The 20,634-nt window shown below is 70.8% G+C and carries 19 protein-coding genes; 11 read left to right on the top strand and 8 right to left on the bottom strand.

Going from position 1 to position 20,634, the window contains the following annotated elements:
* Window positions 1-10: 10 nt before the first annotated feature.
* Complete coding sequence (locus tag ACYBYQ_RS10010; RefSeq protein ID WP_459618594.1) at window positions 11-907, bottom strand: LysR substrate-binding domain-containing protein; 897 nt, start codon at window positions 905-907, stop codon at window positions 11-13.
* A gap of 149 nt (window positions 908-1,056) precedes the next feature.
* Between ACYBYQ_RS10010 and ACYBYQ_RS10005 the strand changes: the two genes are divergently transcribed.
* Window positions 1,057-2,052 carry a Bug family tripartite tricarboxylate transporter substrate binding protein gene (locus ACYBYQ_RS10005; protein WP_459618593.1) on the top strand — a complete coding sequence of 332 codons (996 nt, stop codon included), beginning with the start codon at window positions 1,057-1,059 and terminating at the stop codon, window positions 2,050-2,052.
* A gap of 14 nt (window positions 2,053-2,066) precedes the next feature.
* The gene (locus ACYBYQ_RS10000; RefSeq protein ID WP_459618592.1) at window positions 2,067-3,092 is read left to right on the top strand and encodes an amidohydrolase family protein; all 1,026 of its coding nucleotides are present in this window, start codon (window positions 2,067-2,069) and stop codon (window positions 3,090-3,092) included.
* A gap of 13 nt (window positions 3,093-3,105) precedes the next feature.
* Here ACYBYQ_RS10000 and ACYBYQ_RS09995 read toward each other — a convergent pair whose 3' ends face one another.
* Window positions 3,106-4,224: a mechanosensitive ion channel family protein gene (locus tag ACYBYQ_RS09995; protein ID WP_459618591.1), complete on the bottom strand. Its 1,119-nt coding sequence runs from the start codon at window positions 4,222-4,224 to the stop codon at window positions 3,106-3,108.
* Window positions 4,225-4,440: 216 nt separating this feature from the next.
* On the opposite strand from ACYBYQ_RS09995, the gene hutG reads away from it, so the two are divergent.
* The 3 genes from hutG to ACYBYQ_RS09980 all read left to right on the top strand — a co-directional run bounded on the left by hutG (window position 4,441) and on the right by ACYBYQ_RS09980 (window position 7,581).
* The gene (gene hutG / locus ACYBYQ_RS09990) at window positions 4,441-5,241 is read left to right on the top strand and encodes an N-formylglutamate deformylase (RefSeq protein WP_459618590.1); all 801 of its coding nucleotides are present in this window, start codon (window positions 4,441-4,443) and stop codon (window positions 5,239-5,241) included.
* A gap of 94 nt (window positions 5,242-5,335) precedes the next feature.
* Window positions 5,336-6,607 (top strand): MFS transporter, encoded by a 1,272-nt coding sequence (locus tag ACYBYQ_RS09985; RefSeq protein WP_459618589.1) that lies wholly within the window; start codon window positions 5,336-5,338, stop codon window positions 6,605-6,607.
* Between the two features lie 65 nt (window positions 6,608-6,672).
* Window positions 6,673-7,581 (top strand): DUF72 domain-containing protein, encoded by a 909-nt coding sequence (locus tag ACYBYQ_RS09980; protein WP_459618588.1) that lies wholly within the window; start codon window positions 6,673-6,675, stop codon window positions 7,579-7,581.
* A gap of 12 nt (window positions 7,582-7,593) precedes the next feature.
* Here the strand turns inward: ACYBYQ_RS09980 and ACYBYQ_RS09975 are convergent, their stop codons facing one another.
* The 4 genes from ACYBYQ_RS09975 to ACYBYQ_RS09960 are packed head-to-tail and all read right to left on the bottom strand — an operon-like array spanning window position 7,594 to window position 13,257.
* Window positions 7,594-8,703, bottom strand: a complete 1,110-nt coding sequence (locus ACYBYQ_RS09975) for a hybrid sensor histidine kinase/response regulator (protein WP_459618587.1) — start codon at window positions 8,701-8,703, stop codon at window positions 7,594-7,596.
* Between the two features lie 2 nt (window positions 8,704-8,705).
* Window positions 8,706-9,326 carry a chemotaxis protein CheB gene (locus tag ACYBYQ_RS09970; protein ID WP_459618586.1) on the bottom strand — a complete coding sequence of 207 codons (621 nt, stop codon included), beginning with the start codon at window positions 9,324-9,326 and terminating at the stop codon, window positions 8,706-8,708.
* Window positions 9,319-10,140 (bottom strand): CheR family methyltransferase, encoded by an 822-nt coding sequence (locus ACYBYQ_RS09965; protein WP_459618585.1) that lies wholly within the window; start codon window positions 10,138-10,140, stop codon window positions 9,319-9,321. The genes ACYBYQ_RS09970 and ACYBYQ_RS09965 overlap by 8 nt, the downstream gene beginning before the upstream one ends.
* A gap of 6 nt (window positions 10,141-10,146) precedes the next feature.
* A complete protein-coding gene (locus ACYBYQ_RS09960; RefSeq protein WP_459618584.1) occupies window positions 10,147-13,257 on the bottom strand; it encodes a hybrid sensor histidine kinase/response regulator in 3,111 nt (1,036 codons plus the stop codon).
* Between the two features lie 263 nt (window positions 13,258-13,520).
* Between ACYBYQ_RS09960 and ACYBYQ_RS09955 the strand changes: the two genes are divergently transcribed.
* Genes ACYBYQ_RS09955 through ACYBYQ_RS09935 form a run of 5 tightly spaced genes read left to right on the top strand, consistent with a single transcriptional unit; the run spans window position 13,521 to window position 18,395 of the window.
* A complete protein-coding gene (locus tag ACYBYQ_RS09955; RefSeq protein WP_459618583.1) occupies window positions 13,521-14,285 on the top strand; it encodes an endonuclease/exonuclease/phosphatase family protein in 765 nt (254 codons plus the stop codon).
* A gap of 49 nt (window positions 14,286-14,334) precedes the next feature.
* Window positions 14,335-15,546, top strand: a complete 1,212-nt coding sequence (gene clsB, locus ACYBYQ_RS09950; RefSeq protein WP_459618582.1) for a cardiolipin synthase ClsB — start codon at window positions 14,335-14,337, stop codon at window positions 15,544-15,546.
* On the top strand, window positions 15,543-16,544 hold the full coding sequence (locus tag ACYBYQ_RS09945) for a lysylphosphatidylglycerol synthase domain-containing protein (protein WP_459618581.1): 1,002 nt from the start codon (window positions 15,543-15,545) through the stop codon (window positions 16,542-16,544). Before clsB ends, ACYBYQ_RS09945 begins: the two co-directional genes overlap by 4 nt.
* On the top strand, window positions 16,541-17,668 hold the full coding sequence (locus ACYBYQ_RS09940; RefSeq protein ID WP_459618580.1) for a DUF3182 family protein: 1,128 nt from the start codon (window positions 16,541-16,543) through the stop codon (window positions 17,666-17,668). Before ACYBYQ_RS09945 ends, ACYBYQ_RS09940 begins: the two co-directional genes overlap by 4 nt.
* Complete coding sequence (locus ACYBYQ_RS09935) at window positions 17,652-18,395, top strand: alpha/beta hydrolase family protein (RefSeq protein ID WP_459618579.1); 744 nt, start codon at window positions 17,652-17,654, stop codon at window positions 18,393-18,395. Before ACYBYQ_RS09940 ends, ACYBYQ_RS09935 begins: the two co-directional genes overlap by 17 nt.
* A 30-nt stretch (window positions 18,396-18,425) precedes the next feature.
* Here ACYBYQ_RS09935 and ACYBYQ_RS09930 read toward each other — a convergent pair whose 3' ends face one another.
* Both ACYBYQ_RS09930 and ACYBYQ_RS09925 read right to left on the bottom strand, forming a co-directional pair.
* Entirely contained in the window at window positions 18,426-19,364 is a 939-nt protein-coding gene (locus ACYBYQ_RS09930) for a glycosyltransferase family 2 protein (RefSeq protein ID WP_459618578.1), read from the bottom strand.
* 138 nt (window positions 19,365-19,502) lie between these two features.
* Window positions 19,503-20,198, bottom strand: coding sequence for a PIG-L family deacetylase (locus ACYBYQ_RS09925; protein ID WP_459618577.1), 696 nt, complete (start codon window positions 20,196-20,198; stop codon window positions 19,503-19,505).
* A 115-nt stretch (window positions 20,199-20,313) separates the two neighbouring features.
* On the opposite strand from ACYBYQ_RS09925, the gene ACYBYQ_RS09920 reads away from it, so the two are divergent.
* A complete protein-coding gene (locus tag ACYBYQ_RS09920) occupies window positions 20,314-20,592 on the top strand; it encodes a hypothetical protein (RefSeq protein ID WP_459618576.1) in 279 nt (92 codons plus the stop codon).
* Window positions 20,593-20,634 lie beyond the last annotated feature (42 nt).

Here is a 20,634-nt window from a genome sequence, read left to right as displayed (position 1 = left end):
CGTCCGGCCATCATGCCACCACCGACTGCGCCAGCGCCACGAAGCGCCGGGCCAGCTCCGACGCCGGATCGTTCCGGTGCACCAGGAACAACCGCGTGTCGGCGCAGCCCGGTTCGAGCGGCAGGTAGCGCACGCCGTCGGTCTGCAGCCTGGCATAGGCGGCAGGCAGCAAGGTGATGCCCGCGCCGGCGGCGACGAAGCCCACGATGGTGCTGCCTTCGCGGGCTTCCTGCGCCACGTGGGGCACCATGCCCGCGGCGTTGTAGAGCTGGATGATCTGGTCGTGCAGCCCGCAGCTGATGTCGCGCGGGAAGAGTATCAGCCGCTCCCCGGCCAGCGCGCGCAGGGGCACCGGCCCGCCGTGCCGCGCCAGCGGGTGGTCGGCAGGCACCACCACGCGCAGCACGTCCTTCCAGAAGGGCGTGAATCCCAGATGCGCCGGCGGCTGGAATTGCGGCGCCGGGCGCAGCATGCCCACGTCGATGCGGCGCTCGTCCAGGGCCTGCAGTTGTTGCCCGGTGGACAGGTGGGCGATCTCCAGGCGGGCCAGGGGCTGGCGCTGCCGGAAGGTCTTGATGAGGCGGGCGAAGCCGGGCACCAGCGGCACGGAGCCGGTGAAGGCCACGCGCAGCACGCCTGCCTCGCCCTGGCCCGCAAGCTGGGTGAGCGCCACGGCGCTGGCCAGCTGCGCCAGGGTGAGCCGGGCCTGCTCGAGCAATACCGCACCGGCCTCGGTGAGGACGATGCTGCGGCGGCTGCGGTCGAACAGCAGCGTGCCCAGCGCGTCCTCGAGCGCGCGGATCTGCATGCTCAGGGGCGGCTGGCTGATGTTGAGCCGGCGCGCGGCCTCGGTGAAGCTGCCGGCTTCGGCCACGGCGACGAAGTAACGCAGTTGGCGCAGGTCCATGTATTCGTTTCCGATATGGAATACCGCTGGAAATATATATTTGACCGGTGTCGTCCCAGTCTAGCACCATAGATGCGCGTCCCGGCCCGCGTCCAGCGCGGCACGCCGGGCGCGCAAGACCATAAATAACGACATGAGGAGACGACACCATGGGCATCCCCCCTATCCTGCCGGCAAGGCGCTTCCTGCACGCAGGCGCCATCCTGCTGTGCGGCCTGGCGTTCGCCGCTTCGGCGGCGCATGCGCAGCCCTTCCCCGCCAAGCCGGTCCGCATCGTGGTGCCGTTCGCCGCCGGCGGAGCCGTCGACAGCGTGGCGCGCATCGTCGGCGATCCGCTGGCGGCGCGGCTGGGCCAGACCGTCATCGTGGAGAACAAGCCCGGCAATCATGCCAACATCGGCGCGCACGACGTGGTGCGCGCCCCCGCCGACGGCTACACCATGCTGCTGGGCGCCAACGGCCTGGCCACCAATCCTTGGTTGGATCCGCACCTCCCGTTCAAGCCGCTCGAAGACCTGGCCCCGGTGGCGCGCGTGGGCTATGCGCCGCTGGTGCTGGTGGTGGCGGCGCAGTCGCCCTACCGCACGCTGGCCGACCTGGTGCAGGCCGCCCGCGACAAGGGCGGCAAGATGAACTACGGATCGTCGGGCGTGGGCGGATCGGGCCACCTGGCCGCCGAGATGTTCAAGCGCGCCGCGGGCATCGAGGCCATGCACATCGGCTACAAGGGCGGCGCCCCCGCACTCACCGACCTGATAGGCGGACGCCTGGATTTCATGATGATCAATCCGCTGGAGGCGGCGCCGCATGTGGCGGCCGGCAACCTGCGCGCCCTGGCGGTGGCCACGGGCCGGCGCATCGATACCCTGCCCGAGGTGCCCACGTTCGCCGAGGCAGGCCTGCCGGACTTCGAGGCCACGGTATGGTGGGGATTCCTGGTGCCCGCGCGCACGCCGGCGCCCGTGGTGGCGAGGCTGGAGCGCGACATCATCGCCGTGCTGGGCGATCCGGCGGTGCAGAAGCGGCTGGCCCAGGTGGGCGCCATCGTGGACCCGCAGCCCGCCGCGGCCTTCGGCGCATTCCTGAAAGACGAGACCCGGCGCTGGGGAGACGTGATCCAGCGCGCCGGCATCAAGGGCGAATAGCGAGGACGCAAGGCATGATTATCGATTGTCACGGTCACTTCACCACGGCGCCACCGGCGCTGGAACAATGGCGGCAGCGCCAGATCGCCGCCGTGGCCGACGGCACGCCGCTGCCGCGCGCCGCCGAGCTGCGCATCGCCGACGACGCGCTGCGCGCGGCCATCGAGGGCAACCAGCTGCGGCAGATGCGCGAACGCGGCCACGACGTCACGCTCTTCAGCCCGCGCGCGATCTTCATGGCGCACCACATCGGCGATTTCCAGGTGTCCTCGACCTGGGCCGCCATCTGCAACGAGATGTGCCATCGCGTCTCGCTGCTCTTTCCCGAGCATTTCGTGCCGGTGGCCATGCTGCCGCAGAGCCCGGGCGTGGACACGGCCACCTGCATCCCGGAGCTGGAGCGCTGCGTGGTGGAGTACGGCTGCGTGGCCGTGAACCTCAATCCCGATCCGTCGGGCGGCCACTGGACCAGCCCGCCGCTGAGCGACCGCTACTGGTATCCGCTGTACGAGAAGCTGGTGGAATACGACGTGCCCGCGATGATCCACGTCAGCCAGAGCTGCAACGCCTGCTTCCACACCACGGGCGCGCACTACCTGAACGGCGACACCACGGCGTTCATGCAGTGCCTGGAGTCCGACCTGTTCCACGACTTCCCGGGCCTGCGCTTCGTCATTCCGCATGGCGGCGGCGCCGTGCCGTACCACTGGGGACGGTTCCGCGGACTGGCGCAGGCCCTGCAGAAGCCGCTGCTGCAGGAGCACCTGCTGGGCAACATCTACTTCGATACCTGCGTGTATCACCAGCCCGGCATCGACCTGCTGGCCAAGGTGATTCCCGTGGACAACATCCTGTTCGCCAGCGAGATGATAGGCGCGGTGCGCGGAATCGACCCCGAAACGGGCCGCCACTTCGACGACACGCGGCGCTACATCGAAGCCGCGTCGCTGTCGGAAGAGGATCGACGCAAGATCTTCGAAGGCAATGCCCGGCGCGTGTACCCGCGGCTGGACGCCCGGCTCAGGGCGCAGGGGCGCTGAGCCCGGGCTGGCGCTACGGCGCCGGGCTTTGCACCGCCCGGGTGGCGTCGTCCACCGGGCCCGCCTGCGCGCTCTCCGCGCTCTGCCACTCGGTGCGCACGCGCGGCAGGCAGTCGGGATAATGATGCTGCACGAAGGCCACCAGCCCTTCGCGCACCTTGCAGCGCAGGTCCCAGGCCTGGCCGGAATCGCGCGCGCTGACCAGGGCGCGCAGCTGCATCGCCCGCTCGCTGGTATCGGTGACCTGCAGCACGCACACGCGGCCGTCCCATTCCGGTGCCTCGCGGCACAGGCGCTCCAGCTCCGCGCGCAGCGGCGCCATCGGCAGGCGGTAGTCCACCCACAGGAACACCGAGCCGATCAGCTGCGCGGAACGCCGGGTCCAGTTCTGGAACGGGTTCTCGATGAACCACTGCAGCGGCACCACCAGGCGGCGTTCGTCCCAGATGCGCACCACCACGTAGGAGCCGGTGATCTCCTCCACCCTGCCCCATTCGCCCTGGACGATGAGCACGTCGTCGAGCCGGATGGGCTGGGTCAGGGCGATCTGCAGCCCGGCGATGAGATTGCCCAGCACCGGCCGCGCCGCAAAACCGGCCACCAGGCCCATGAGCCCGGCCGAGGCCATGAGGCTCGCGCCGATCTGCCGCACCGCCGGGAAGGTCATGAGCATGGCCGAGAGGCCCACCAGCACCACGATGAGGTTCACGCACCGCACCAGCACGCGCGTCTGGGTGTGCACCCGCCGCGCGCTGAGGTTGTCGGCCAGGTCGGCCGGATGCAGCGCCAGTATGCCCTCGCCCGCCCCCGTGCAGCAGCGGGCCACCAGCCAGGTGGCCACGCCGATCAGCACCAGGCGCGTGAGGGCCTGGATGGTGGAAAAACCGGGCAGCGCCACCGGGGCCGCGGCCCAGGCGACGTGCAGGCCGATGGCCAGCAGCACCCAGCGGCTGGGCACATAGGCGTAGCGCAGCACGGTGCCGATCAGCACGCTGCGCCGCGTGAGCCGGCCCAGCACGATCGCGCCGACCCGGTGCACGGCCAGCGCCACCACCACCGCAAACAGCACGGCCGCGGCCATGCCCAGCCAGGGATGGCGCGCGGCGACATCGAAGATCACGGACAGTTCCATGCAGGCTCCAGAAGTCGCCCACAACCTTATCACAGGGGATCGGGCCCGCCGCGCGGCATCCCGCCGGACCACGGGCCGGCATCAGCTATCATGACGGCCTTCATGACCGGCCTTCATGGCGGCCGTGGATGCCGGCATCGGTCCGCGCGGCAGCGTCCCCAGGCGGCGATGCGCCGGGCGCACGGTGCGCATTGCGGCCATACGCGGAGCACTCCCTTGAGCGACATCTTCCATTTCCGCCGCGGCACGGCGCCGCTGCTCATTTCCATTCCCCACCTGGGCACCGAGATCCCGCCCGAACAGCGCGACCAGATGACGCAGACAGGCCTGCGCTCCGGCGACGCCGACTGGCACCTGGACAGGCTGTATGCCTTTGCCGACGCGCTGGGCGCATCGGTGCTGAAGGCGCGCTATTCGCGCTACGTGGTCGACCTGAACCGTCCGCCCAACGACGAGCATCTGTATCCCGGCCAGACCAAGACCGGGCTGTGCCCCACCCACAGCTTCCGCGGCGAGCCGCTGTACCACGACGAATCGGTGCTGACCGACGCCGAGCGCGCACGCCGGCTGCAGACCTACTGGCAGCCCTACCACGACCAGCTGGCGGCAGAACTCGCCCGCCTCAAGGCCGAGCATGGCGTCGTGCTGCTATGGGAAGCCCATTCCATTGCCAGCGTGCTGCCCCGGCTGTTCGACGGCAAGCTGCCCGACCTGAACGTGGGCACCTCGGCCGGCAGCAGCTGCGCGGCCGAGGCGCAGGCCGCGGTGCAGGCCAGCCTGCAGGCGCAGTCCGGCTACACCTGGGCGGTGAACGGCCGCTTCAAGGGCGGCTACATCACCCGCCAGTACGGCGCGCCCGCGCAGGGCATCCACGCCATCCAGCTCGAAATGTGCCAGTCGACCTACATGAACGAGGACTACCCCTACGAGTACCGCCCCGCGACGGCCGCCGGCGTGATTCCGGTGGTGGAGTCCATGGTGCGGGCCGCGTTCGATGAGGTGCTGAAGCAGCGCTGAGCACGGCCCGCGCCGACGGACCGCGCTGCGGCGCGGCGGGCAAAGGCGTATCATCATTCGCCATCTGCCAATCAAGAACAAAGCGAGGGGCGTGGTGACTGAACGTCGTATGGGGTCGTGGTACTTCGGCTGGAACATCGTTGCGGCGGCCACGCTGCTCACCATGCTGACGGTCGGCATGCGGCTGGGCATCGGGCCTTTCTTCCTGCCCATGTCCCAGGACACCGGCCTGAGCCGCAGCACGCTGTCGGCCATCATCGCGGTCGGCATGCTGTGCTACGGCCTGGCGATGCCGCTGGCCGGGCACCTGGTGAACACCCACGGCACGCGTTTCGTGCTGCTGCTGGGCACGGCCATCGTGGCCGGCTCCGCCGTCTGGACGGTGCTGGCCCAGGGCCCCGTGGCTTTCCTGCTGGCCTTCGGCGTGGCGTTCTCGGTGGGGCTGGGCTTCACCAGCCCGGTGGCGCTCACGCCGCTCCTCAGCCGCTGGTTCGTGCGCCGCCGCGGCATGGCGCTGTTCTTCCTGTCCACGGGCTCGATGGCCGGCATCGCCCTGATGACGCCGGCCGCCACGCTGGCGATCGAATCGCTGGGCTGGCGCGCCACCCTGCTGCTCTTTGCCGGCCTCTTCGTGCTGCTGACCGTGCCGGTCGCCTTGCTTGTGATCCGCGAACAGGCGCCGCCCGGGGCGGACGAACCCGCCCGGCCGTCCTCCCCTGCAGCCCCGGCGGCCGCGGCGGCGCCCGCACCCGAGCGCCGCCCGCCCACCGTATCCGACGCCCTGCATTCCCGGCCGTTCTGGCAGATCGTGCTGGGCCTGTTCGCCTGCGGCTACAGCATGAACCTGCTGGGCACCCATGGCGTGCCCATGCTCATGGACCACGGTTTCGACCCCATGACCAGTTCGCTGGGCATCGGTCTCATCGGCCTGGTGGCCATCTTCAGCACCCTGGTGCTGGGCCGCCTGTCCGACACGGTGCAGCGCCGCAACATGCTGGCGCTCATCTATCTGGTGCGGGGCCTGGGCTTCTTCGCGCTGGTGGTGGTGGGCGCCCACTGGGAGCTGTATGCGGCGGCCACCATCGGCGGCATCGCCTGGGCCGGCAGCATCGCATTGTCTTCGGCCATCCTCGCCGACGTATACGGCGTGCGGCTGGTGGGCATCCTCTACGGCCTGGCCTACGTGGGGCACCAGGTGGGCGGCATGCTCAGTTCGTGGCTGGGCGGCTGGGCCTACGAGCGCTTCGGCACCCACTGGGTGGCCTTCGGCTCCTGCGGCGCCCTGCTGCTGGCGGCGGCCGCGATTTCGCTGCGCCTGCCGCGGCGCGGCGCCAGTTTTACGGCGCCGGCCGCGGCGCGCGGCTAGGGCCTGTCAACGCGGGCGCGCTGCTTGCTGCACTGCCGGCGACGCAACTCCAGGAGCCCCTCCCCATGGGCAAGACGGCAGGCGGGCTGATACGCATCGGCATCTCGGGCTGGCGCTATGCGCCCTGGCGCGGCGTGTTCTATCCGGAAGACCTGCCCCAGGCGCAGGAGCTCGCCTACGCCTCGCACCAGGTGCCCACCATCGAGATCAACGGCACCTTCTATTCCCTGCAGCGGCCCGAACGCTTTGCGCGATGGCGCGACAGCACCCCCCGCAACTTCGTGTTCAGCGTCAAGGGCAGCCGCTACATCACTCACGTGCGCAGGCTGCGCGACATCGAGCAGCCGCTGGCCAACTTCCTTGCCTCCGGGGTGCTGGAGCTGGGCGACAAGCTGGGGCCGTTCCTGTGGCAGTTCCCGCCGTCCATGGCCTACGACCCTGAACGCTTCGAGCGCTTCCTGGAACTGCTGCCCCGCGATACCGACGCAGCCAGCAGGCTGGCGCGCCGCCATGACGAGCGCGTGGGCGACGCGGCCGTGAAGGCCGCGGCGCCCGCCAGGCTGCGCCACGCGGTGGAGATCCGCCACCCGAGTTTCGCGACACCCGGATTCGTTGCGCTGCTGCGGCATCATGGGGTGGCGCTGGTGACGGCCGATACGGCCGGGAAATGGCCGCTGCTGGAAGACGCCACGGCGGACTTCGCCTATCTGCGCCTGCACGGCGACAAGGAGCTCTATGCCAGCGGCTACGGGGAGGCGGCGCTGCGCGACTGGGCCCGCCGCATCCGCGCCTGGGCGCGGGGCGCCGAACCGCGCGGCGCGCGCCGGGCAGCGCCGGCCGCACCGCGCCGCGGACCGCGCGACATCTATTGCTATTTCGACAACGACGTGAAGGTGCGTGCGCCCGAGGACGCGCGCACGCTGGCGCGGCTGCTGGGCCTGCCGCTCGCGCCGGTGGCGCCCGCGGACGCCTGAGCCGGCCGGCGGCTACGCGGCGGGCACGCCGCTGCGCGGGATCGTGAAGCGGAATTTGGTGCCCTGTTCGGGATCCGAGCGGGCGCAGACCCGGCCCCCATGCGCCTCGACGAAGCTCTTCACGATGTAGAGCCCCAGCCCCAACCCCTGGCCCTGCCCGCCCGGCCGCTCGTGCGGACCGCAGCTGAAGGGCTCGAACAGCCTGTCCAGCAGGCCCGGCGCAATGGTGCCGCGGTTGGACACGCTGACGCTGATGGCATCGGCCTGCTTGCCGTCGACCAACAGGCGCACCGGCGACGCGGCGTCGCCGTGCTGCAGCGCATTGCCCAGCAGGTTGGACACCACCTGCGCCAGGCGGTCGGGATCGGCCTGGCCCTGCGCATCGCCCTGCACCTCCAGCTGCACGCAGCCGGGACGGTTCACCGCGAGCTCGTCCGCAACGCTGCGGCAGACGTCGGCATAGTGCGTGGGCTGCAGCCGCAGCGCCAGCCCGTTGGAACGGATGCGCGCCACGTCCAGCAGCTGCTCCACCATCTTGCTCATGCGCAGCGCGCTCTGCTCGATGCGCTGGGCGGTGGTGGCCACCCGTGGATCGTCGGAAGTGCGCTGCAGCAGCTTGGAGCCCGTGACCACGGCCGACAGCGGATTGCGCAGGTCGTGGCCCAGCACCGCGGTGAACAGCTCGTTCAGATACAGGGCCTGCCGCAATTCGTCGAGCTGGCTGGCCAACCGCGCGCGCTGGGTGTAGAGCTCCACGAAGACGTTGACCTTGCTGCACAGCACCCGCGGGTCGATGGGCTTGTGCAGGAAATCCACGGCGCCTGCGTCGTAGCCGCGGAAATCATGGTCGTGGTCGCGCGGATGGGCAGTCAGGAAGATCAGGGGGATGTCGCGCGTACGCTCGCTGCCGCGGATCAGTTCGGCCAGTTCGAATCCGTCCATGTTCGGCATCTGCACGTCGACCAGCGCCAGCGCCACGGGCTCGGCCAGCAGCACCTCCAGCGCCTGCGTGCCCGAAGCCGCCTTGAGCACCCGCAGCCCGGGCCGGGCCAGCACGGCCTCCACGGCAACCAGGTTCTGTTCCACGTCGTCGACCACGAGTACGTTGATGTCGGTAGGCACGGTCAGGGCTCCATTCCCGGGGTTGCGAGCCTGGCCAGCGCGAGCGCCATGTCGCGCAGGCTGTAGATGCGGTCGGCGCCGGCTCGGGCTAGCGCTTCCCTGGGCATGAACGGCGCCCTGGCCTCGTCGGGGTCCTGCACCCAGGCCAGGCCGCCCTGGCCGCGCACCGCCAGCAGCCCCTCGGCGCCATCGGCGCTGCTGCCGGTGAGCACCACCCCCAGCAGGCGCCCGGCGTAGGCGTAGGCGGCCGACTCGAACAGCGGATCGACGGCGGGACGCGAGAAATGCACCGGCGGCTGCGCGGAGAGCGAAAACGTGCGATCGGGCTCCACCTGCAAGTGATAGTCGGGCGGCGCGAAATACACGCAGCCGGCAGCGATGGGCTCCTTGTCCTCGGCCTCCTTCACGGCCAGGGCGCAGCGTTCCTGATAGAGGCTCGCCAGCAGGCTGGGCCGGCCCGGCGGCAGGTGCAGCACCACGGCGACGGCTGCCGGGAACCCGGCCGGCAGGCCGGCCAGCAGCGCGCCCAGCGCCTCGATGCCGCCCGCCGAGGCGCCGATGGCGACCAGTTCCACGCGCCGCGGCGCGCCCGGGTCGGAAAGCAGGGATAGGGAGTCAGACACGCTGGTAGATGTTCTCCGTGGCCACGAATTCCTCGAAACGATCCGCATGCGTGGTGAAGCGCAGGCTTTCCCGGCTGCCCAGCCCGAGGAAGCCGCGGTGCACCAGCGCCTCGACGAACAGGCCGGTGGCGCGGTCCTGCAGGGCGCGGTTGAAGTAGATCAGCACATTGCGGCACGACACCAGGTGCACCTCCGAGAATACGCTGTCGGTGGCAAGGCTGTGGTCGGCGCACACCATGTGGCGCCCCAGCGCCGGATCCAGCCGCAGGTATTCCGCGTCCTGCGTGTAATAGTCCGACAGGTCGCCCGCCCCGCCGGCCAGGGTGTAGTTGCGCCGGAAGGTGCGCAGCCGGCCCACGGCATAGATGCCCGCCTGCGCGGTCCTGAGGGCCTCCGCGTTGATGTCGGTGGCGTAGATCAGGCTGCGCTCGAGCAGTCCTTCCTCGTGCAGCAGGATGGCCAGCGACCACGCTTCCTCGCCGCTGCTGCAGCCGGCCACCCACACCTTGATCGACGGATAGGTGCGCAGCACCGGCACGACGTGCCGGCGCAGGGCCAGGAAATAGGCCGGGTCGCGGAACATGTCGCTCACCTGGACGGTGAAGAACTGCAGCATGCCGGCGAAGGTCTCGGGCTGGTGCAGCACGCGTTCCTGCAGCTGCGACACGGTGCTGCAGCCGAAATGCTCCATGGCGCTGTGCACCCGGCGCCGCATCGACGCCACCGCATAGTCGCGGAAGTCGTGCTGGTAGCGCTGGTACACCGCTTCCAGCAGCAGCCGGATCTCGATGTCGATCAGGGGCGGATGGGCCATGGCGGCTTACTTGGGCAGCCAGACGCGGCACAGCGACACCAGCTTGTCCACGTCGATGGGTTTGGCGATGTAGTCGTTGGCGCCCGCCTCCAGGCAGCTGCGCCGGTCGTCGGCCATGGCCTTGGCGGTCAGGGCGATGATGGGCAGGTCCGCCATGCCGGGCTGCCGGCGGATCTCCCGCATGGCAGCCAGGCCGTCCATCTCGGGCATCATGAGATCCATCAGCACCAGGTCCACGTCCGGGTCGGCGGCCAGCCGGTCCAGCGCCTCGCGGCCGTTGCGCGTGACGATCAGCCGTGCGCCCAGCGGCTCGAAGACGCTGGACAGCGCAAACACGTTGCGCACGTCGTCCTCGGCCAGGAGGATGCGCCTGCCCTCGAACACGGCGTCCCGCGCGCGGGCCTGGCGCAGCAGCAGCTGCTGATCGGCCGGCAGGCGGGCCTCGATGCGGTGCAGGAACAGCGACACCTCGTCGAGCAGCCGTTCCGGAGACCGCGCGCCCTTGATGATGATGGAGTGCGAATAGCGGCGCAGGCGCTGTTCCTCGTCGCGCGTGAGGGCACGCCCCGTGTAGACGATGACGGGCGGGAAGGCATACTTGCCGCCCTGCGCCATCTGCTCGAGCAGGTCGTAGCCGGAGGCGTCGGGCAGGCTCACGTCCATGACCATGCAGTCGAACGTGCCCCGGGACAGGTGCTCCAGCGCCTCGGCCACGGTGCCGACCTCGACGATCTCCACGTCATCGCCCTTCAGCAGCAGGCCGATGTTCTCGCGCAGCGCCGCGTCGTCTTCCACCACCAGGACGCGGCGCACCCGCTCCTGCAGCGTCTCCTGGACGCGATGGAAAGCCTGCACCAGTTCGTCGCGGCGCACCGGCTTGAGCGCATAGCCCACCGCGCCGAGCTCGAGCGCGGTCTGTACATGCTCGTGGGCCGACACCACGTGCACGGGAATGTGGCGGATCGCGGGATCGCGCTTGATGCGCTCCAGCACGCTCAGGCCCGACTGGTCGGGCAGGCTGACATCGAGCAGGATGCCGTCGGGCCGGTGCGCGCGCGCCAGTTCCAGCCCCTCCAGGGCGGTGGCGGCATGCAGGCAGTCGAAGCCCTGCTCGTGCGCCACGTCGTAGAGCACCGCCGCGAAGCGCGCATCGTCTTCCACGATGAGGACCAGGCGCGGACGCGAACGACGGTCGCGGTCGTCGTCGATATGCGGCTGCGCCGGGCGCGGGGCCGGGGCCGTTTCCGCTGCGCCGCCGGACCTGGCTGCGAAGGCGGGCTGCGGCACGGGCGCCACCGCCGGCGGTTCGCCGCCGGCGTCCCGCGGCGGGCTTTCCTCGCGCTCGTACGTGCCGGCCTGCAGGTTGGTGCTGACCTCGAGCGTGAACGTGCTGCCCGCGCCGGGCCGGCTCTGCAGGCGGATCTCGCCGTCCAGGATGCGCGCCAGTTCGCGCGAGATCGACAGGCCCAGGCCGGTGCCGCCGTACTTGCGGCTGGTCGAGCCGTCGCCCTGCCTGAAGGCCTCGAACACCGTTTCATGCTGCTCGGGCGGGATGCCCACGCCGGTATCGCGGACGTCGAAGGCGATGCGATCGCCGGCCGCGCCGCGCACGGCCAGCGTGACGCTGCCCTGCTCGGTGAACTTCAGTGCATTGGACAGGAGGTTCTTCAGCACCTGCTGCAGGCGGTTGGCGTCGGTCACGAAGGCCGCCGGGGCCTCTTCGTCGACCTCGAAGGCCAGCGCCAGGCCGCGTTCGGCTGCCACCGGCTCGAACATGGCGCGCAGCGGACGCAGCACGCTGGCCACCGACACCAGCTCCGGGCTCACGTCGATCCGCCCCGCCTCGATCTTGGAGAGATCGAGGATGTCATTGATCAGCGCCAGCAGGTCGCTGTTCGATGCGTGGATGGTGCGGGCATAGCGGCGCACCTCGTCGGGGCCGAGCTTGCCGGGTTCGGCGTCCGACAGGATCTGCGCCAGGATCAGCGAGCTGTTCAACGGCGTGCGCAGTTCGTGCGACATGTTCGCCAGGAACTCCGACTTGTGGCGGTTGGCGCGCTCGAGTTCGGCAGCATTGGCCTCCAGCGTGCGCTGCGCCCGCAGCAGCGCCTGCTTCTGCCGTTCGAGCCGCTGCGTCTGCTCCTCGAGGCGCACGTTGCTCTGCTCGAGCTCGGCCTGCTGCAGCTCCAGCCGCGCCTGCGATTCGCGCAGCACCCTGCCCTGCTCTTCCAGTTCCTCGTTGGAGACTCTCAGTTCTTCCTGCTGCGCCTGCAGCTCCTCGCCCTGGCGCTGCGTTTCCTCCAGGGCCTCCTTGAGATGCTGGCGGTACAGCGCGCCGCGCAACGACAGGCCCAGCGTCTCGGACAGGGCCGCCATCAGCTCGGCCGCGCGCTCCAGGTCGGCCTGCAGGCTGGCGAACCCCAGTTCCACCACGCCGAGCGTGCGTCCTTCGGCGGACACGGGCGCGAGCAGCAGCCGGCGCGGCGCCGCGCTGCCGGTGCCCGTCGTGATGCGCACGTGGTCGGGAGGAACGTCCCGCACCAGCACGGGCACGCCGTCGCGCGCCACTTCGCGCGCCAGGCCCAGGCCCGTGTCGGCCGCGGGCGGCTCGTAGGCGTAGCCGGCCGCGTAGGCCAGCTTGCCGCGCTCGAGCAGGTACAGCACGCCCACCTGCGCATCCAGGTAGCCCGCCACGCTGCGCAGCATGGCATGCCCCACCTCGGCCACGTCCAGCTCCCCCAGCATGTTGGCCGCCACCTCGGCCTCGCCGCGCTGCAGCCACAGCAGACGTTCCGTGCGCGCGCGCTCTTGGATGACCAGGCGCACCAGCCAGGCCGCCGCCACCTGCGACGCCACGCCGATGAGGCTGTTCAGCACCAGTATCTGGGTGGGCGTGCCCGGCCGGGCGAACAGGCCCGACAGCAGCAGGATTCCCTGCACCGTGGCGACGGCCACCGGCAGGTTGGCGTTGCGCTGGCGCAGGCACAGCAGCAGCGGCACCAGGTAGAGCACCCAGGTGGCCAGTCCGGCATCGGTCGCCAGGTCGAGGACGAAGATGCCGATCGTCAGGCCCCAGGCTGCAGTGACGAATGTATCGTTCTTCGACAATATCGGCATGGGCAGTGGCTGTTCCGGAGCGCGCGTGCGCATGCGATACGGGCACGCAGGCACGGGCATGGGCTGCGGCGGGACGCCGCGCATATCGACGTGGCGATGTTACCGTAGGCGCAACGCCCGTGCAGCACGCAGGGCGGGGCCGCAAGGCCAGGTAAGAAGTGCCCGGCCGCGCGCCTTTTTACCTTTGCCCGGCGGCGCCGGCGCCGCGCCGGGCCAGGCACGCGGCTTGCTCACCGCCGCACAGCCACACCGCGGAGCACTGCATGCCAGAACAATACCCGAACCCCCTGCGGCTGAAGATCCTGACCGTGAACACGCACAAGGGGTTTACGTCATTCAACCGCCGCTTCATCCTGCACGAGCTGCGCGACGCCATCCGGCAGGTGGAAGCCGACATCGTATTCCTGCAGGAAGTCACGGGGGAGCACCAGCGCCATGCGCGGCGGTTCGCCGAATGGCCCGGCACCTCGCACTACGAATTCCTGGCCGACACCATCTGGTCGGCCTATGCATACGGCCGCAACGCCGTCTATCCGCACGGCCACCATGGCAATGCGGTGCTGTCCAAGTTCCCCATAGCATCCTACGAGAACCACGACATCAGCGTCGGCCGCCACGAGGCGCGGGGGCTGCTGCACTGCGTGATACGCCCCGACGGCATGCAGCGCGACCTGCACCTCCTGTGCGTGCACCTGGGCCTGCGCGAACGCCATCGCCAGGAGCAGCTGCGGCGCCTGTGCGCGTTCCTGGACCAGCGGATCCCCGAAGGAGACCCGGTGGTCCTGGCGGGCGACTTCAACGACTGGCGCCTGCGCGCCGACCGCATCCTGCGGGGCTGCGGCGCGGAGGAAGTGCACAGCGCCAGCGCCGGCCGCCCGGCCCGCACCTTTCCGGCGCACTGGCCCATACTGCGGCTCGACCGCATCTACGTGAAGAACCTGGCCCACTGGCTGCCCGTCCCCCTCGCCCCCCGCCCATGGTCGCGCCTGTCCGACCACGTCCCCATCGCCGCGGAGGTGCAGCCATGAACCTCGGATTCCCCATCGGGACGGCGCGCAGCGCCAAGGGGGCACCACCATGATCTCGAATTGGCGCACGGGCCTCTCGTTCACGCTGCTGGAGAACGGGGAAGCCTACTTCCCCCGCGTGCTGGAGGTGATCGGGCAGGCGCGCAGCGAGATCCTGGTCGAGACTTTCATCCTGTTCGAGGACGAGATCGGCTTTGCGCTGCGCGAGGCGCTGATGGCGGCGGCACGGCGCGGCGTGTCGGTGGACCTCACCGTGGACGGCTACGGCAGCGACACGCTGTCGGAGGACTTCCTGGCCGGGCTGGTGCAGAGCGGGGCGCGGGTGCACATCTTCGATCCCAAGCCCCGTCTGATGGGCGTGCGGACGAACCTCTTTCGCCGCATGCACCGCAAGATCGTGGCGGTGGACGGCAGCACGGCCTTCGTCGGCGGCATCAATTTCTCGGTGGACCACCTGCTGAGCCATGGCCCCACGGCCAAGCAGGACTATGCGGTGGAAGTGCGCGGCGCCCTGGCGGCCGATATCGCCCGGTACGCCCGCGACGCCCTGCCCTCGCCGCGGCGCAGCCGCGAACCGCGCCGGCGGCCGCGCCCGGCGGCGGCGCCGGCAGGACACGGCACCGCCAGGCTGGTGGTGCGCGACAACGACCGGCACCGCAACGACATCGAGCAGGAATACCGTGCGGCCGTGCGCGCCGCGCGCCATGACGTGCTGATCGCCAATGCCTATTTCTTTCCCGGCTACACGCTGCTGCGCGAACTGCGCGACGCCGCCCGGCGCGGCGTGCGGGTGCGGCTGATCCTGCAGGGCGAACCCGACATGCCGGTGGCCAAGCTGGCGGCCGGCATGCTGTACGACTACCTGATGGACGCCGGGGTCGAGATCCACGAGTACTGCGCGCGGCCGCTGCACGGCAAGGTAGCCTGCGTGGACGGGCACTGGGCCACGGTGGGCTCGAGCAACCTGGACCCGTTCAGCCTAGCCCTGAACCTGGAGGCCAACGTGGTCATCCACGATCCCGAATTCAACACCACGCTGCGCGCCAGCCTCGACCGGCTGATCCGCGAGCATTGCAGGATGGCCCAGCCCTCCAGGCCGCCGGCGCGCAGCCTGCGGCGCCTGTGGGTGGGCGTGGTGGTGTTCCACTTCCTGCGCCGCTTCCCCGCCTGGGCGGGCAGCCTGCCGGCCCACAAGCCGCGGCTGCGCTCGCTCGACGGACACGCCTGCGCCAGCATAGGCCCGGACGGGACGGCCTCATGATGAGCCACGCCGGCACACGCCTGGACCAGGCAGGCCATCCCGCGCGCGCCGGCGGACGGCGCCGCTGGGCGCGCGCGGGCAGGATACTGGCGTGGGTGACGGTCCTCGCCACCATCGCCTTGCTCGTGAAGCTGGGCAGCTCGGTGGACTGGAGCGCGGTGGCGCAGGCGGTGCGCGACATCCCGGTGCCTGTCCTGCTCCTGGCCGTGGCGCTGGTGCCGGTGGGATACCTGCTGTATGCCGGCTTCGACGTGCTGGCCTGCCGCTACGTGGGCCAGCGGCTGGCCGTGGGCCGCGTGCTGGGCGTGGCAGTGATCAGCTATGCGCTGAATCTCAGCCTGGGCACGCTGATCGGCGGGCTGGCCATACGGCTGCGGCTGTATGGCGCGCTCGGCCTGCGCCGCTCCACCATACTGCGCCTGACCGGCTTCAGCGTGGCCGCGAACTGGATCGGCTATTGCTGGCTGGCCGGCGCGATCCTGGTGGCCGGCGTCACGCCCGTGCCGGCGAGCTGGGAGGTGGGCCATTACGCGCTGCGGCTCGTGGGCGCCGGCATGCTGCTGCTGGGCGCGGCCTATGTGGCGCTGTGTGCGCTCTCGCGCAAGCGCGCCTGGGTGGTGCGCGGCCATCGCATCGCGCTCCCCACCGGCCGCATGGCGGTGGCCCAGACGCTGCTGTCGGCTGCGTCCTGGTCGACCATGGGCGCGGTCATGTATGTGCTGCTGCAGGGCGCCGTGCCCTACCCGGCCGTCCTCGGCGTGCTGCTGTGCACCAGCATCGCCGCGCTCATCGTGCGCATCCCCGGCGGCCTGGGCACCACGGAGGCCATCTTCGTGGGCGCCCTGTCGGGCGACGTGCCCGCAGCCCGCGTGCTCGGCGCGGCACTGGTCTACCGCCTGATGTACGCGCTGATCCCGATGTGCATCTGCGGCATCATTTACCTGGGCCTGGAAGCGCGGCGCCGCGCGCACAAGGCCGCAGAACGGAGGCAGGCATGACGACGACCCCCGCCCCCCGACCGGCCGCGGTGGCGGCCTATCCGCGCCACGCCGGCGCCAGCGAACATGAATGTGCCAGCCAGGAAGTGCTGGCCGCACGCATTGCCCGCCTGCTGGGCGTGGCGCATGCGGACTACGATGCCGCGGCGTTTTCCGGACTGCGGGTCTATTACGTGCCGACGCGTACCCTGGTGGGACGCGACACCGCGGCTGCGCTGGGCATCGGCGGCGAGGACGACCTCTACGGCGGCGTGGTGCCGTACGCGTTCGTGGCCACCAAATGCGTGTCGCATCCCCTGCCCCGCCCCGATGCCGCAGCGCCCGAGGGATGGGCGCGCGCGCTCGGCGCCGCGCTGGAGGAAGCGGAATGCGTGCTGCCCGGATACACCGCCTTCTCGCTCCCGGACGCCGCCGAGGCGGCCCGCCGGCTGCTGCGCGGCGGACCGGTACGCCTGAAGGCGCCGCAAGCCAACGCCGGCCGCGGCCAGCGCGTCGTGCGCACGGCGGAAGAGCTGGACGCGGCCCTGGCCGCCCATGCCGCAGACACCGTGCAGCGCGACGGGCTGGTGGTGGAAGCCGACCTGGCCGACGTGTCGACCTACAGCGTGGGCACGCTGCGGGTGGGCAGCCTGCGGGCCGCCTACGTGGGCACGCAGGGCACGACGCACGACAACCAGGGCGGCACGGTGTACGGCGGCTCGGTGCTGCGCGTGGCGCGCGGCGGCTTCGACGCGCTGCTGCGTGGCGAGCTTGCGCCTGCGGAGCGCCAGGCCATCGCACTGGCGCGACGCTACGACGACCTGATCCAACAACACTATCCTGACCTGCTGGCCTCGCGCCGCAACTACGACGTGGCCCAGGGCCGTGATGCGGGCGACGCGATGCGCATGGGCGTGCTGGAACAGTCGTGGCGGGCCGGCGGCGCCAGCGTGGCCGAGATCGCCGCGCTGGAGGCCTTCCAGGCGGATCCGCGCCTGCAGACCGTCACGGTGGAGTCGGCCGAGCGCTATGGGGTCGGCCAGCCGCGTCCGCCCGCGAATGCGCTGGTATTCCACGGACACGACAGTGCCGTGGGCTTCATCTCCAAATCCGCAAGGGTGATCGCCTATGGCGGCGCAGAGTGAAAGCATCCATCTCACCGTGGGCGGACAGCGGCTCGAAGCCACGTTGCTGGCGCCCAGCGCCAAGATGCCGGGCGTGCTGTTCGTGCATGGCTGGGGCGGGAGCCAGCGTTTCGACCTGAAGCGCGCCCGCCGCATCGCGGGCCTGGGCTGTGTATGCCTCACGTTCGACCTGCGCGGCCACGCCGCCACGCAGGCCCAGCAGGACCGCGTCACGCCGGAGGACAACCTGCAGGACGTGCTGCAGGCCTACGAGCGGCTGGTGGCCCACCCCGACGTGGACAGGTCGGCAGTGGCCGTCGTCGGCAGCAGCTACGGGGGCTACCTGGCCAGCATCCTGACTTCCATGCGCCCCGTCAAATGGCTGGCACTGCACGTGCCGGCGCTGTACCAGGACGATACCTGGGGCCTGCCCAAGGCCGGCTTCGACCGCACGCGGCTCACGGCCTACCGGCAGGGGCCGGTGCTGCCCTCGGACAACCGGGCCCTGAGCGCCTGCGAGGCGTTCCGCGGCGACGTGCTGCTGGTGGAGGCGGAGCACGACGACTACATCCCGCACGCCACCATCATGAGCTACCGGAACGCCTTCATGGCTGCCCATTCGATGAGCCATCGCATCATCGACGGCGCCGACCATGCGCTGAGCGACAAGACGGCGCAGCAGGCCTACACCGACATCCTGGGCAACTGGATATCGGAGATGGTCATCGGTGCGCGCGTGGGCGGCTGAGCCGCCGGGGCCCGGCGTCCCGACCGGCGCTCATCCCTGGGCGGCGGTCCCGTGCGCGGCAGCGGATTCCCGTCCGGCGCCCTGCCCCGCAGGGTGCTGGCTGCGTACCGCGCGCCAACGGGCCAGCACCTCCGGCGCGAGGACCCGGCGCCGCGCCATGACCCTGGGCAGGCCGGACAGCACCGCGCCTGCGACCCGCCATCGCGCCGTGCCCTTCGGCAGCTGCCGCAGCGCCGTCCACGTCTCGCGCCACGCCAGGCCCAGGGGCAGCCGCAGCCAGGCCAGCCACACGGCATTGCGCGCCAGCAGCCTGCGCCGCCCGGACGCGTCGCGCACCCGCGAAGGCCAGTGCCGGGTCTCGACGTCGGGCGCATAAGCGAGCTGCCACCCTGCCTGCAGCAGGTCCAGCGCCACCAGGCTTTCCTCGCCGCCGATGAAGAAGGGGCGCCAGTAGCCGCCCACCTCCAGGAAAGCGGCGCGGCGCACGACGCAGGCGCCCGCCATGTAGCCAACCAGGCCGGGGCCCACGCCCGCGATGCCGGGCAAGGGGCTGGCCGCCATCACGGCGCAGGCAGGGTCGGGACGCCCTTCGTCGCCCACGCGGATCCGCGCGCTCAGCAAGGCGAGGCGCGGATGGGCATCCAGGATATCGGCCGCGCGGTCCAGCGCCCCGGGCTCCCAGCAGGTGTCGTCGTCGCAGAATGCCACATACGGGGTGCGCGCGGCCTGGCAGCCCAGGTTGCGGCCGGCCGCGCCCTGGTTGCGCGGCGCGCGCAACACCGTGATGCCGGGAAAAGCTGCCTCCAGCGCCTCGGCGGTGCCGTCGCGGCTGGCGTTGTCGACCACGATGACCGGCGCACCGGGACACTGTGCCGACAGGCGCTGCACGGTACGCAGGACTTCCCTGCGCCGGCTGTAGGTGAGCACGACGACGCTGACCCGTGCGTCGCAAGGTATCGGCATGCTCATGCCACCCCCTTGGCGCTGCGCGCCGTCCCCCCGAGGGGGAATTCGCCCTTGAAGCGGTTCTGCGGGCTCATGGCGCCCCCTTGGCGCTGCGCGCCGTCCCCCCGAGGGGGAATTCGCCCTTGAAGCGGTTCTGCGGGCTCATGCCACCTCCTGCAGGCACGACACCCATTCCAGCCGCCAATAGCGCTCGGCGCGGGCCGGGTCGCCCTCGCCCGGCGCCAGCCCCAGCGCCCGCAGCTGGCTGGCATAAGCAGCCACCGCCCGCGCCTTGATCGGCGGCGGCGTCTCGGGCTGGCCCAGGTCGGCGGGCGTGGCGCGCACGCCGCGCCGCCGCAGTTCGGCCAGGCGCCGCTGCACCAGCCCGGGCTTGCAGCGGTAGAGCGCCTCTTCGTACGCGTACCACTCGCACTCCAGCAGCGGACCGATGGTGGCCACGGCGTCGGAAACGCGCGCGTGGTCCTGGTGGAACAGCCCCAGCGGCGTCAGGACCCGCTGCGGCTGCAGCAGGTCCAGGGCCCCCGCCAGCATTCCGGGCAGGCGGTCGGGCCCGTCCGGATCCGCGTATTGCTGGTCCAGCAATCCCAGGCGCAGCGCCTTGGCGCCCAGCAGCGCGAGCGCCAGCGTGTCTTCGCGCTCGCGCGCCAGCATGGCCTGGTCGGCCCGCTCGAACCCGCAGCGCCGGTCCCAGTCGGGCAACGGCGTGCCGGGATGCGGCACGCCGGAGAACACGGTAAGCACGGTGGAACCGGGATGGGAAGACAGCAGAGCGCCACAGCTGAGCACTGCATCGTCGAAGTGGGGCGAGATGATCACCCACGGTTCAGCCTGCGTCATGAATCTACGACTTCGAATGTGGCGATACGGGCGTACAGCAAGCGCCATGCCGGGCACACGATTTGCGGACCGCGGGATGTTGCCGGCGGTGCCGGTGTGGCTATGGAGTATTGCCATGAATCCATTTCTCGAATCCGAACTGAATGCCGCGGGGGCCGACCAGGGCCGCCCGCGCGTGGGGCCCAGCGACAGCTCCGACGGCCCGAGCGACCGGCCGCAGCGCGATGCGGACACCGACAGCGATGCGCAAAGCACGGGCGAGCGCCCCGCCGTCAATCCGCGCGACCGCGCGTCGGGCCAGGACGTGGCTCCCGATGAGGCCGTGGATGCAGACGAGGCCGGCCTGGCCCGCACGCCGCCCGACCCCGCGCGCAACGGCGGCGACGCGGGCTGAAGCCCCTTGCAGCAAGCAGGTAAGAATGACAATGGTTGCCGG

This window comes from Bordetella sp. 2513F2, assembly GCF_054642735.1.
The sequence above is the reverse complement of the archived record's forward strand: the minus strand, read 5'-3'. Positions and strand labels throughout refer to the sequence as shown.

Excerpts from the sequence above, each read along its gene's own strand:
- ACYBYQ_RS10010 (WP_459618594.1), bottom strand. The coding sequence starts at position 907 with ATGGACCTGCGCCAACTGCGTTACTTCGTCGCCGTGGCCGAAGCCGGC.
- ACYBYQ_RS10005 (WP_459618593.1), top strand. The coding sequence starts at position 1,057 with ATGGGCATCCCCCCTATCCTGCCGGCAAGGCGCTTCCTGCACGCAGGC.
- ACYBYQ_RS10000 (WP_459618592.1), top strand. The coding sequence starts at position 2,067 with ATGATTATCGATTGTCACGGTCACTTCACCACGGCGCCACCGGCGCTG.
- ACYBYQ_RS09995 (WP_459618591.1), bottom strand. The coding sequence starts at position 4,224 with ATGGAACTGTCCGTGATCTTCGATGTCGCCGCGCGCCATCCCTGGCTG.
- ACYBYQ_RS09980 (WP_459618588.1), top strand. The coding sequence starts at position 6,673 with ATGGGCAAGACGGCAGGCGGGCTGATACGCATCGGCATCTCGGGCTGG.
- ACYBYQ_RS09965 (WP_459618585.1), bottom strand. The coding sequence starts at position 10,140 with ATGGCCCATCCGCCCCTGATCGACATCGAGATCCGGCTGCTGCTGGAA.
- ACYBYQ_RS09960 (WP_459618584.1), bottom strand. The coding sequence starts at position 13,257 with ATGCCGATATTGTCGAAGAACGATACATTCGTCACTGCAGCCTGGGGC.
- ACYBYQ_RS09955 (WP_459618583.1), top strand. The coding sequence starts at position 13,521 with ATGCCAGAACAATACCCGAACCCCCTGCGGCTGAAGATCCTGACCGTG.
- clsB (WP_459618582.1), top strand. The coding sequence starts at position 14,335 with ATGATCTCGAATTGGCGCACGGGCCTCTCGTTCACGCTGCTGGAGAAC.
- ACYBYQ_RS09945 (WP_459618581.1), top strand. The coding sequence starts at position 15,543 with ATGATGAGCCACGCCGGCACACGCCTGGACCAGGCAGGCCATCCCGCG.
- ACYBYQ_RS09940 (WP_459618580.1), top strand. The coding sequence starts at position 16,541 with ATGACGACGACCCCCGCCCCCCGACCGGCCGCGGTGGCGGCCTATCCG.
- ACYBYQ_RS09935 (WP_459618579.1), top strand. The coding sequence starts at position 17,652 with ATGGCGGCGCAGAGTGAAAGCATCCATCTCACCGTGGGCGGACAGCGG.
- ACYBYQ_RS09930 (WP_459618578.1), bottom strand. The coding sequence starts at position 19,364 with ATGAGCATGCCGATACCTTGCGACGCACGGGTCAGCGTCGTCGTGCTC.
- ACYBYQ_RS09925 (WP_459618577.1), bottom strand. The coding sequence starts at position 20,198 with ATGACGCAGGCTGAACCGTGGGTGATCATCTCGCCCCACTTCGACGAT.
- ACYBYQ_RS09920 (WP_459618576.1), top strand. The coding sequence starts at position 20,314 with ATGAATCCATTTCTCGAATCCGAACTGAATGCCGCGGGGGCCGACCAG.